The 12,580-nt window shown below is 60.3% G+C and carries 9 protein-coding genes; 2 read left to right on the plus strand and 7 right to left on the minus strand.

Features of this window, described 5'->3' with window-relative positions:
* Positions 1 to 171: 171 nt before the first annotated feature.
* From NM961_RS16805 to NM961_RS16825, 5 genes are all read right to left on the minus strand, one after another.
* Positions 172 to 1,029, minus strand: a complete 858-nt coding sequence (locus tag NM961_RS16805) for a PA4780 family RIO1-like protein kinase (RefSeq protein WP_255915571.1) — start codon at positions 1,027 to 1,029, stop codon at positions 172 to 174.
* 179 nt (positions 1,030 to 1,208) lie between these two features.
* Positions 1,209 to 4,460, minus strand: a complete 3,252-nt coding sequence (locus NM961_RS16810; RefSeq protein WP_255915572.1) for a hypothetical protein — start codon at positions 4,458 to 4,460, stop codon at positions 1,209 to 1,211.
* Positions 4,457 to 5,254, minus strand: a complete 798-nt coding sequence (locus NM961_RS16815; RefSeq protein ID WP_255915573.1) for an esterase-like activity of phytase family protein — start codon at positions 5,252 to 5,254, stop codon at positions 4,457 to 4,459. Before NM961_RS16815 ends, NM961_RS16810 begins: the two co-directional genes overlap by 4 nt.
* Positions 5,255 to 5,638: 384 nt before the next feature.
* Positions 5,639 to 6,244: a hypothetical protein gene (locus tag NM961_RS16820; protein WP_255915574.1), complete on the minus strand. Its 606-nt coding sequence runs from the start codon at positions 6,242 to 6,244 to the stop codon at positions 5,639 to 5,641.
* Between the two features lie 577 nt (positions 6,245 to 6,821).
* A complete protein-coding gene (locus tag NM961_RS16825) occupies positions 6,822 to 7,100 on the minus strand; it encodes a hypothetical protein (protein ID WP_255915575.1) in 279 nt (92 codons plus the stop codon).
* Positions 7,101 to 7,907: 807 nt separating this feature from the next.
* Here NM961_RS16825 and NM961_RS16830 point away from each other — a divergent pair.
* Together NM961_RS16830 and NM961_RS16835 are read left to right on the plus strand one after the other, a co-directional pair.
* Complete coding sequence (locus NM961_RS16830; RefSeq protein ID WP_255915576.1) at positions 7,908 to 8,363, plus strand: GIY-YIG nuclease family protein; 456 nt, start codon at positions 7,908 to 7,910, stop codon at positions 8,361 to 8,363.
* Between the two features lie 348 nt (positions 8,364 to 8,711).
* Entirely contained in the window at positions 8,712 to 9,647 is a 936-nt protein-coding gene (locus NM961_RS16835) for a hypothetical protein (RefSeq protein ID WP_255915577.1), read from the plus strand.
* 266 nt (positions 9,648 to 9,913) lie between these two features.
* Here NM961_RS16835 and NM961_RS16840 read toward each other — a convergent pair whose 3' ends face one another.
* Positions 9,914 to 10,765, minus strand: coding sequence for a hypothetical protein (locus tag NM961_RS16840; protein ID WP_255915578.1), 852 nt, complete (start codon positions 10,763 to 10,765; stop codon positions 9,914 to 9,916).
* A gap of 139 nt (positions 10,766 to 10,904) precedes the next feature.
* Positions 10,905 to 12,476, minus strand: coding sequence for an AAA family ATPase (locus NM961_RS16845; RefSeq protein WP_255915579.1), 1,572 nt, complete (start codon positions 12,474 to 12,476; stop codon positions 10,905 to 10,907).
* Positions 12,477 to 12,580 lie beyond the last annotated feature (104 nt).

Raw genomic sequence — 12,580 nt, forward strand, 5'->3', positions numbered from 1 at the left:
TCAGGGGTTTTCCAGCGCGCACATCCGACCTGTCCGGACGTGCTCACGGCCTTTAAAAAAAGGCGATTGCTGGTATTTCAGCAGACTGCCAGGCAACAACGTCATTCGAAATGACTACGCGCTTCTGACCAGCGGAGTAACGCTACGCTGTAAACAGGGCAGGGGAAGTCGTCAATTATCCATCGCCGCCGCCTCGCGCCCCTGCTGGCGGATCAGCGCCTCCTGACGGGCGTTTTCGATGGCCTCGCGGACGCTATCCACGTCGACTGTGCGCTCGTCATGCACGAACTGGCCGGTCAGTGCCGTCTCGGGCAGGAGATTACCTGCCTCGAACAGCGCCCACATTTCCTCGCCGTACCAGGTGTCGAGCAGTTCCGGCGCCCACCGCCCCAGGCTGGCGGTGAGATTGTTCGTATCGCGCAGCAACATCTGGCGGGCGGCGTTGTTGCCGGCAGCACTGACCACCTGGGGAAAATCGATCACGATCGGGCCGTCCGGCCCCACCAGCACGTTGTACTGCGACAGATCGCCGTGAATCAGGCCACAGCAGAGCATGCGTACGACCTGCCGCATCAGCACCGCATGGAATTCGCGCGCCTGCTCGGCCGTCAACTCCACCTCGCCCAACCTTGGCGCCGAAAACCCTTCGGCGTCGGTCACCAGCTCCATCACCAACACGCCGTGGTAGTAGCCATAGGGCTCAGGCACGCGGACGCCGGCGGCCCGCAGCAGGTACAACGCATCGACTTCGGCGTTCTTCCAGGCGGTTTCCTGCTGCTTGCGACCGTACTTGGTCGCCTTGCCGATCGCCCGGGCCTCGCGGCTGCCGCGCGCCTTGCGGCCTTCCTGATACTGCACCCGCTGCTGGAAGCTGCGCTGGGCCATGTCCTTGTACACCTTCGCGCAACGGACATCGTCGCCGCTGCGGACCACGTACACCGCCGCCTCCTTGCCGCTCTTGAGCGGACGCAACACTTCGTCTATGACACCGTCGTCGATCAGCGCTTGCAGCGCGGCAGGGGTTTTCATCGGTTTATTGTAAGGGGCAGAGGGCCACCTCAACGCAAACACCGTGATGTGGCCCGCTGCCGCGGGCCTGATGCTGGCGCTCCTGAAGCGCGCAATCGGCCCGCCCGTTCCCGTCCGGACGTCTGGCCCCGTTCCGGGCTGCCTGTGTGTACGAACAAACCGCCCGCCTTTGGCGCGGGCTACGGCACCGCCGCGGCGCAGCCGCCGATCTTGGTCAGCTCCAGCGTGCCGCTGCGCTTGCGGAAGCTGCCGGCGCGTTCGCTGTCGTCGAAGCGGTAGTCGACGCGGGCCTTGTCGCAGGCGGTCATGCGGATGCTGGCCTTGCCCACGGCGAAGCCGTTGTAGGTCGGCACGCGATCGAAGACGCCGCCTAGGCTTTGCGCGATCAGTACTTCCGCCTCGCCATTGGCGGCGCCGGCCAGGCTGCCCTGCAAGGTGAACCAGTGTTCGCGATTGGCGTCGTTGCCCTGGCCCTGCGGGTCATAGGTGAACCACGGCGCGAAGAACACGCCGCCAGGCTGTACGGTGAACTGCAGGCCCTGGCCGCTGGTGGCTTCCTCGAACCAGGTGCCGCTCATGCGTGCATCGAAGCCGCCCTGCGGCGGTTTCGCACCGGCACCGGGGCGGGTGCTGCCGTCGGCGAGGATGCAGGACCCGGTTGCCGGCGTGAGGCGCGATAGCGTAATGGTTCCGCTGGCGCCGTCGTTATGGCCGGCGTCGAAGCGGTAGTCCAGTGTTCCATTGTCGCAATCCGTAAAATGCAACTGTGCTGTGCCGACCTGAATTGGCGAGGCGGGCGGGCCCGCATCGAAATTGCCGCCGGTGGTTTCCAGTATCGGCAATTGCACCGAGGTTGCGTTCGCCGCCACGTTGCCGGCCTGGATCGTATACCAGCGCAGTTGTGCCGGATCGTTGCCGCCGGCGCTGGTGTAGGTGAACCACGCGCCGAACAGTGTGCGTTGCGGCGCGATCCAGTCGAGCACGATGCCTTCGCCGTTCGCATACGGCGACCACCAGGCACCGCCGATGCCAGGCTGGTCCAGGCGAATGGGCGGAGCAGGCGTGCCGACGTGGTCGATGGAGAGCAAGGCTGCCGTCCGTCCGGCGCTGTCGTCGAGCAGGTTCATGGTCAGGCGTGCGGTGCCGCGGGCATCGAGCGCGAGTGCGCGCACGCCACGACGGTAGGTGTTGGCGGCGATGAAACGCTGCTGTTCCAGCAGTCCGGACTGCGCATCCAGGCGTTTCAGATGCAGACGGTCAAACCCAGCACGCGCGAGCACGACGCGGCTGCCGTCGGGGGAGACGGCGAACTGCGCGGCATTGCTGACCTGGGGGGTGAGATTGGTGAAATCGTGTTTCCAGCGCTGCGTGCCGCTGGCGGCATCAAGGCTCAGCAGCCGGCTTTGCAAGATACCCCTGCCGAGATCGGTGGTTTGAAACAGGTATACCGCATCGCTCGTAGCGCTGATCGCATAGTCGCCGTACAGAGGACCGGGCGCCAGCCCGCTTGGCATCAGCCAGCGCGTGCTGCCGTCGGGCCGCAGTGCGCGGATGGTGCGGGGCTCGCCATACGGCCCGTCCACCAGCCATGCGCTGCCATCGTCGCTGCTCGTGAGCAGATAGGTGCGCAGCTCGATACCTGATTCGCGCGGGACCCGATAGTTGCGCCGGCCGTCGGGTTCATACTGGGCGATCGACGTAGACGAGACGACGGTGGCGCGGCCCGTGGCGTCGATGGTCGAGCGACACTCGATGTCGCCGGCATCGGTGTCGGTGATCAGCCGGCCGTCGGCACTATAGCTCTGCACGGAAGCGCGCATCGACGTCTGTGTGCTGGGCGTGCCGACCACGCTGACGACGCGCCCATCACCCAGCGTGCGGAACGCGCAGACCAGGCCGCGCGGCGGCAGCGTCACCGACCAGGCGAGACTGCCGTCACGGTGGTTGAAACAGGCCAGCTGCGACGGGATCGTGTTGTCGGATAGCGGGCCCGGCTCGGCGATGCACACCTTGTTCCCGGCTGCACGGATTGACAGCTGGTCGAAACCGTCGTACGCGCGTGGCCGTGTAATCGACCACAGACGCCGCCCGTCGGCGGCGTAGCGGGTCAGATCGTAGCTTTCCGGCTCGTAGCGATGCTCCTGCGTAGCCACGTAGCTGCTGCCGTCAGCGGCGAGGTACTGGCCGGTCAGCTGCGTCGGTGCGGGCTGCAGCGGATAGCCGCCCGGTGGATACGGCGCAACCGTGTCGTCGCGGCCTATGCGCAGGGTCAGATTGCTGTTGGAGAACCCATTGGCAAGCAGTGAGTCGGCGTCCAGCCGGTACAGTGACCTCGCGCTCTTGAGCGCTCCGAGTTCCACCGCGCTACCGCTTTGACCGCTGGCGTTCCAGCGGCGTAGCTCGACGCGGTTTTGGCCGAGGTTGCAAAGCAGGGCGAATCCGTCGTTGCCTTCCGCCGCGATCTGAGACGGGGAGAACCACTGGCATCTGACGGCCTCTTGCCAGCGGACGCTGCCCTCGCGCGTGACGCGCAGGACCCGATGCAGCGTGGCGTCGTCAGCGCCGAAACTATTGCTGGCGAGCACGTAGGATTCGCCGTTCGCCGCGGGCACAATGCCGAGAATGACCCCATCCGGCGCGGGCAACGGCAGGCTCCAGAGTAATTGCCCGCTGGGGCTCCAGCGTTGCAGCGCCGGTTGCACCCACGCGGCGCCCGGGCGATTGATCTGGGGTTTCTGCATTTCGGCGAGGATATCGCCGTCGCTGCTTAGCGTGACGTGATTGATCTGCCACGCTTCGGTGCTGGTCCAGCTCCAGGCTGCTGCACCGCTGCGGGCGTAACGGGAGATTGCGGCGGTCTCCGTCTGCGCAGTCCAGTTGGCCTTGCGTGCGGCCACGACATCGCCGTTGGCCAGCGTAACGAGGGCATCGAAGTCCAGCGTGGTGTTGTCGGATTCGATCGTTGCGCGCCGCTGTCCGTGGGCATCGTAGGCAAGCAGCTGTTGTTCGTGGCTGAGCCAGAAGCTGCCGTCGGAATGCACGGCCACGTCCGCGCAGGTATATCTCGGCAAATCAGTCAGACTCCAGCTGCGCTGGCCGCGCCCGTCGAGGCGCTCAAGCAGGCAGTCGTCGCGCAGCAGGATTCCGCCATCGGGCAGCACATTGCCTTCGAAGTAGGTGCGGTCAGGGCTGCGTAGCACGACACGCGAGGCGCCGTCGGGCTGAGTCAGGCTTACGCCATAGCCGTCCAGGCTCCACAGGGTGCCGTTCTTGCCGGGTAGGTAGTCGCCGGGATGCAGTGCCTGCTGCGGCTGCGGCGCAAGCTGGCGCCAGTCGGCGTGTGCGGGGGCACTGGCGGCGATCACCAGCGCCGGCAGCAGGGTTAGCCGGATACGGGCCATGAAACCCCATTTGCTGGTTTCCTCTTTCAACGTGTTCTCCTTCGGATGCCGCTAGCGACGCTATGTTTGAAGGATGACGTTGGTGGGAGAGGGTATCCCCCAAGGTTTTTACCGGCGAACGAGCAGGGCGTCGTCTTCCGCCTGGGGCGGCAGCACGAACAGCTCGCGGCTGTCGCTGTCGTCAGCGAAGGCGGACGGGTCCAGCTCCGGGCCGGCGCGCCGTGCCGGTCGTAGCGCGTGAGCTTGGCCGGTTTCATCCCGGCCACATCGCCGCTATTGCGTGCGGCGACTACATCGCCGTTGTTCAGGGCGACGAGGCTGTTGAAGTGCAGTCCGCTGTCGCCTGCCTCGACCGACACCTGCTGCTTGCCGTATGCATCGTAGGCAAGCAGTCGTTCGTCGCGACTGAGCCAGAATCTGCCGTCCGCCAGCACGGCCAGATCGTTGCACTCTTCCAGCGGCGTGCCCGGCAGGCTCCAGCTGCGCCGGCCCTGGGCATCGAGGCGCTGCAGGCGGCACTGGCTGCGCAGCACGATGCTGCCGTCCGCCAGCAGCTCGCCTTCAAAATAGGGCGCCTCCTCATGACGCAGTACAACGCGCGTAGTGCCGTCGGCCAGCGTGAGGCGTACGCCGTCGTCGCTCAGGCTCCAGAGGCTGCCATTCGCGCCCGGCAGGTAGCTGTGGGGGCCCAGCGCGGCCAGATTCTGCGGCGCAAGCCGGCGCCAGTCGGCCTGTGCCGGCAGTGCAGCGGCGATCAGCAGGGCCGGCACCAGCGCGAGGCGCCCTGTCATCCGGGCCATCCGCGCGTAGTCCTGTGGTCGCATTGCTTTCTCCTTGATGCCGCTCGCCGGCCTGCATGGAGGGAACGACGCGATGGAGGGGAAAACCCCCAAGTGATTTCACTGCGCACAGGCGCGGCGCGGCGCGCCGGGCGCCGCTTGCGAGCCGAAGCGGCGCGGGTTTTCAACGGAATGCGGCCGGGAAGCGGTATCGTGCCGCTTCCCGACAGTGGATCGCGGCGTGCTGCGCCGCCGTCCGTACTCCCGGCTCGCCTTTGAGGATAGCCGTCAGGTTCAGACCATTCTCGACGAAGGCGGATGGGCCAGCATCGCCATTCGGCCAATCGACGTGGCTGCGAGCTGCCTGAGCGGGATCGGGTCGGTAGGTGTCCTGATCTTGGCCGTTACTTAACCGTCACGGCTGCGCGCTCACTGCACGTCGTAATGAATCAGCTCCACCGGCGTTGTTCCCGGCGGACCGAAATAGACCTTGTCGAGGCGAAACACCGTCGTCGTGCCAAAGGACGAAAAGAGCTGGTAGGAAATCAGCACCGACCGCGTCGGCCCGCCGCCGGGGAGGGGATCGGTGGGCACGGAGCCACTGTACTGCACGTAATCGCCCTGGACCCCGGGCACGGTCGCGCCGGGGTCTGCGTACGTCGATCGCGTCAGGCCGACGCCGCAGTTGGGTGCCGCGAGGAAATCGACGCTGAGTCCCTGCGTGAACGGCCCGGTGCTGCTGACCTGACGCAAGCGTCCGCCGAACACCCAGGGGCCAGGCCCGAAGCTGGGGATGCACTGGTTCACCGTGACACTCCCTGGATCGAACGGGTCGCTGCCGGTAACGCTCAACTCGAGGCTGCCCGCATCCGGCGACCCGTCCACTGTCGCGACGGTGGCCGAGGCATTTCCGGTGATCTGGATCGTCCAGCCAGCGGCATCGACACGGAAATCGGGATTGGTGAGCAGATTGTCTGCCCGGGCCTCGATGGAAACGGCGGCAGCGAGCGTGACGAAGGCGATGCGTAGCAACATGGACGGCCCCTTGGCGAGAGGATGCGCAAAGGCAGCTACATACCTGAAAGTCTTGTTCAAGGCCAGGGCAGGACTCGGGCGAGGCGGACGTTGCGGCCGCCGCCGAAAACCTGACCCGTTACTTGCTGCTGTTCGCGACCGCCCATCAGCCGCGCGTGGTTGGCGGACAGCCGTTCGCGGTTGGTTGTCGGAGGCCCTTGCGTGGAAGCTGGCCGGCACTGGGTGGGGCGCATCCAGGCGCGAATGAATTTCAGGTGCTGGCGCCTGCTTTTCAGGCAACGATGCGCGTGGCGCCGTGGAGACGTGACCGAATTTCAGTGGCGGGTGAGTGAATTTCACTCATCGGTGACTGAGTTTCAGGCGGCGGCGAATGGTTGGCGGCCATGGATACGCGGCATTCAGTTACCACCGACCGAGGCTTGGCGACGCGGCAGCCCGGATACGGCTGGCGCTGTCGCCGGAGCGGCGGGGCAGGGCAGTCCGGGAAGCAGCATCGGAGGTTTCCGATGGCGGCCGCTTGATCCGTGGCCTGCCCCCAAGCGCCGGGGCGGCGCGACGCCGCCCCGGCCGCTGTCACTCAAGGCCCGGTACGGAAACTGGCTTCCAGCAGCCCGCGCACGTCCCGCGAGAGGATGGCCACGCAGTCGAGGATGCCCTGGTGCGAACGCGGGTCCGGCGACTCGATCTCCGAGTAAGTCATGGTTTCGCTGAGGTGGGCGATAGCCGTCAGCCGCGCCACCATCTCGTCACGCAGGGCCCGGCGCTGGGCCGGTGTATCGGTGGCGAAGACGAACAGCACCGGGTCTGCCCCTTCGACAAAGCGTTCGATGGGGTGAAACGAGCCGTAGTCAGTCATGGCGCAGCCCTCCTTGGCGAACACCCGCGGCAGGCGCGGCGGAAGGCATTGAGCGTTGGCGAGTGGCAACGAGACAAGCGTACCGGTCTTCCATGGACAACTCCCTTTGTGTGGAGTCGCCACCCGAGACGGATGTGAAAGGGGTGGCGACGGTGTGCGGGTTAGCAGACCGGCTTAGGACCGGCGAGCCTTGCGGCTCCCCGCACACCGTCGCCAGAAATCGGCAGACCACACCGCAGGAATTCCGGGCATGAAAAAGCGCCGGCTTTCGGAGCGGCGCTGTGTGCGCCTAAGTTTCGGGCTGCTAAACCCGGTTGCCGAATTAGCGGCAACGGCGGCATTGTTTGCCTGGGGGGCGGATCGCGTCAAGGGGACGGATTTGTACCAACCGCAAACCGAGTATATTTTGCTCAAAGCTGGGAGGTTGCTGCGTCGGACGACAGGCTTAGGCCAGTGTTGGCGCGGAGTAGGCGTATTCCGCGGCGTAAACTGGGTCAGACTAATTTTCGTGGGGCTTCAATGACGTTGGAGGTTGATCTGGCTCCGTCGTTCGACGCGGTTGTTCCCGTTGAGGACGAAGAAATTGCGTTCCCAAAAGCCACGGCCGACTGGTCGATGCTCGATCTAATGCAGATGTCAAACCCATGCGGTGCAGTGGTAAATGCAATTAATGCTTTTATGGGTGGTGGTGCTCTTGCCGCAGCCGCTCCTTAGCAATTCATTCAAGCCGACGCATTTTGGCTGTTCGGATCAAATTCAGGCACTAAACGTCGAGCCCCCACGTGGCTCGCAGACAAAAAAGGAAACATGATGGCCCTCAACCCGCTCCTGAACTGGCGAAAACCAATCGACCTTCCAGTGGGAAAAACCGATCCGGTAATCAAGTCGATCCCTAGCACGCCTGGTGTGTACATCTTCTTTCGCGAGTACGGCACCAAGGTGCAAATCTTCTATGTCGGCAAAGCTATGAAGCTGCAGGGGCGCATCAAAGGCCAACTCAACAACCACGGACTTATGACGGCAATAAATAACGCGAAGAATGGGAAGCGCCGCCTTGTCTGGGCCGAACTGAAGACTAAGCCAGGCCAAACGGTTGAAAGCTCATTGAAGGCGGCAGAAAAACTCATGATTCGCCACTACGTCGAAGAAGGGCAGCCCGTTCACAACGTGCAAGGTAAGCGTATTCCGGTGCAGACGCTGACAAACAACTTAATCAAAGAGGTCAAGCACTTTGTTCCTTCGTCAGTGACAATCGACCTCTAGCGAAAACGGGTCAGGCTGACCCAGCTTTTCAACGGTTCTTTGAGAACGACTTCGACCAACTTGAGCGTCAAGGCTTCATATCTGTTACTCGAGGGCGGGGCGCATGTTTGGCTCTACGCTTACGGGATCGAATTTGATCGTAACGTAGGAAAAAGTAGCGAGTTCTTGAGTGTCCTGTGACCGGCGGGGGTGTGACTTGGAACGTACACCAGCACCCCGCAAGGACGGCATTCGTTTTGTACGAGCGTTGACTAACGTAGGAGCTGGGGCGCGGAGTTCTTGGGAACAATACCCGGGACGTGCGACCACACACTGGGGGTCATTTTGGAAGCAGTTGTTTTCGCGGTCGTGGAAGAGCCCTATTGCCTCTGGGAGGGCAATGTGAGGGAGCGCAACAAACAGTTTCTCGATGGGCTCGATCCCGACTATTTCGAGTTTCTCTTTCAAGCGTATATGGCCGCCGAAGATGAAAGGCGCGCCATGGTCGCGCTTCAGATGGGACTTCACCACGCTACAGAGGTCATGTTTTCGCTGTTGGGCGCCATTGTTCAGGCGCCACATTGCACGTACGCGTGGATTGGCAAATGCTCAAATCAAGGCCTTCGCGAGCTTGTCGAGCGTGTCAATCGCCGTGCTGAACTTCTGAATCCTTACCCCGAGTTACGACGTATTTCGTGGGACGCTATTGCTGGCATCGTCATGCGGGCCTATCGAACGGGGACGCAGCGCCAAGCGCAAATGATTCAAGGGTTTGCAGATTTCTGGCGACGCTTGGCCAACGCATTTATCAACACTAGCGAGATCGAGCAATACAACGCGCTCAAGCATGGCTTTCGTGTGCGCTCCGGGGGGTTCAAGCTCGCGATAGCCCTCGAAGATCCTGATACTGGAAAACCCGGCCCTGCGCAGAGTATGGGCGGCTCAGATTTCGGGGTAACTTTCTTCGCGTTGGAGCGCATTCATGGGCGAGAAAAGTATCAACTGCGATCAAAAAGTACTTCGGTCAACTGGGAAATGGATCGCGTAGTACAACAGTTCCAACTGGTTGCTATGTCTATTCGTAACACAGTTTCAGCCCTGCTGGTCGAGAGCGGCAAGTTGGCTAGCGAATGCAAATTCCTTTGTCCCGAGGAGGTCGAGGATTTTTCGCGGCCGTGGCACAAGAGCTCAGGGGTGACGTCGGCGAGCATTGATTACGAGCTGAACGAAGACGGCATTCCAAAGCTGAGCAGAGATGAATTGCTAAAACGGCTCCGAGAGCTGCACGAAACACCGGCTGGGTAGGTGGATTCGCCGTACGCGGAGTCCGACGCCGCGCCCGAGAACCGTATGTAGCGAAACGCTAGAACGCCAACACCAGCTGTGCTGGCCATTCTGACTGCTCTGGTCGAGAAGGGGGGGGGCTGGAAACCGGTGGCGGCGTCAGGTCAACTCAGCAAATGATGCTCAGGAAGTTAGCCTGGCCCCGTTACTCCGATACGGTGCCGCAAGACGATTTAACGTCTGAGCTAAGCTAGGTCGGAAGGCGGCACAGGCTTGAAAGAGTTACCTCAAATCGGATCAAGTAGATATTCATAGATTCCACTATGGACTCCTTGACTGCGAATTGGGAGCGGCTTGTCTGAAGGAATGATCCCGAACTCCAGCTGGCCAACCTCCATGTCCGGAATGAATGGCGAGAAGAACAGTACTCGCCCATCGAATAGTGCTATATCACCATTTACGATAGCCGGAATGTTTCCGCTAACTAGTTGCGAGAATTTTTCTGGGCAAGTGAAGGCGATAGAGTAAGAGTTGATGAAATCCCACTCGCTGTATAGGTGTTCAGTACTGAGCTCGCGATCCAGTGCCAATCCGCGCCTAAGAAATATGTCGTTGTTGCTTAGCGTGTCGTAATTTGAATGGATCTTCTTCCACTCGTGCGTGTGGCGAAGAATCATCTGATCATTAGTTGCCAGAATAGCGGCGATACTTTGGATGGGTATGAGCGGCTCGACATCTGTAGGGAGATCAGTGGTTTGAACAAACGATTCAACCGCGCTGTTCATTTGACATATAGTTTTCAAATAGTCGAGCACGGACCTTTTGAGGCGGCGAGATCGGCCCTCTACGCGAAGGCGTTTCCCGTCGAACCAGTCGTTCGAAATGACCTCACAAAACAGTTGAAAGTCATCCCTAGAGATTTTTTCACTAAGGTCTTCACAAAATTCTCTCCGAAAAGAGTCTTTGTGCTGCACAAAATAATCAAGTCTGTCTAGTGACATTTCCTTAATATCAATAGTTTGGATGTTCGCGTCAGATCGGCAGCGTTCAATTGAGATTCCGGCTTTATGAGCAGCGACAAGGAAGCGTTCCATAAATGCCTGAGACTGCTGATACTGCGGTAGCAGCATGGTTTTCATGGCTGGGAATTCGTTCGGCATGATCTTTCACCAAGTTTAGACCTGAGCAATGAGCGCTTCTTTAGGGCGAGGTAAGTGCGGCGATAGATTACATATGCAGGAAATTCGGGGCCAGTCTCCGAGGTGCCGATGGCCGGATTCAACGATCTGGTAGATACTGCGCCAATGCCTGCACAATCTGCTGATGATATGGGTGTTCGGTGTCGGAAACTGCAGCGAGAACTGTTGACACATAGGTTTCGCGCGACACTCCTAGTGCGATCGCGGCTTCGTTGAGTGCGATTTTTCCAGATAGATAAATCAATATCGCCGTATCTAACGTTTCGAGTGAAGAGGAAACGCGCAGTCTTTCTTCTTCGAAAAAGTCAACGAAGCGTGCGGACAAATCGAGGGTTGCGAGTTTTTCTGCGTGGGCATCCCTTGTTTCGTCGAGAGTTATCCGAATCTCGGTGGGCGTGAAGCTGCCATACAGGAGCTGATCAATACGCGCTCGCGCTCGGTCCGAAATCGACTTTGGAAGTGTGGCGCGGAGCGCTTTGCGCGCTCTCTCGAGGAAAACTTCCCAATAGTCAGCATCTTGCCTCCCATAGATACCGGCGACTGCGCGCACAATCTGCGGAATTGCCAATACGCTCTCGATTTCATGAAGATCTAGTACGCGGATGTTTGCTCCGAGGGTCGCTAGAAATTCATTTGGGCCGTGGTCGCGGTCCACAAGCCCTTCTACCTTTGCGTTTGCGACAATTGGCAATTCGGACAGGGACCTGGTTGCTGAGACAACTTGGCGAAGGTTCGCCGCTGGAATCGCCACGGATCCCGCAGATTTTATCCAAGCCTGCATGAGTCGATTTGCAATATTGCTGCCTTCGGTTCCTTCAAAGAATACAAAGCGGTTCGCGTTTGTCGTTAATGTGGCTGCACCGAGCAGGTGCGCTGCCATCGAGCTAGAGAGATGGCCAATCTCTATTTGACGAATTGGCTGATCAGGAGCGATCGCGATCACTGTCGGAGCAGATCGAGAAAGTGCAAAATTTAGGTCGTGCGTGATGTATACGAAACGTAAGTCCGGCCGGAGGCGCTCAAGCTCGTTCCAGTAGTTCACCGCCAGTCGCCTGTGGAGGTGAAGTTCTGGTTCGTCGATTACGATAAATCCTGGGCTTGTTGTAAGGATTCTCGCGGCAAGGTACAAGCACGCACGTTCGCCATCGCTCATCGCGCGCGCCGGATACTTTTGTTCAGGTCGACCGACTTTATACACTCGTGGTGCGAAATCACTGAAAGTTAGTCGGGCTTCCGGAAAAACAACTTCCCAGAAGTCGACTAGCTGCTCGAGCTTGGGAGGAATGGTCGAAGCCGCTTCGTCGAACCTTCCACGCTTAACATTTCGATCCCGCAACAAGGAGTTGTAGTCTTCGCCAATTAGGCCCGAGAACAGCGCATCCACCTCGTTTGATTGTGCCCAGGGGGCGTTTCTTGCATTGTTGTATTGCCCAGCGAGTTCGTTCGCGAGTTGCTCTGAGGAGTAGGCCGATAGTCTGTCACTGAGAAACGTCTTTCGCTGAGCTGAAATGAAGCGATCTGGGTTTACTGTACTTCGCATTGTTTGCGATTTTCCGGCCCCGTTTGGACCGACGATAACGACTGGATTTGCTCCATCTATAACGCCAAATCCAACGATATTGATCGGTATGGAATTTTTATCAGCAGGCATGGGGATTTTTCGCGAGCAGGGAAGAGTTAGCCAGCTAGACCTTTTTGTGGGAATTGAATATAGCGTCGGTCTACACCTTGTGTGGATGGATTCTCTCGGCGGAT

It is taken from the genome of Tahibacter harae (genome assembly GCF_024437735.1).
GTDB lineage: Bacteria > Pseudomonadota > Gammaproteobacteria > Xanthomonadales > Rhodanobacteraceae > Tahibacter > Tahibacter harae.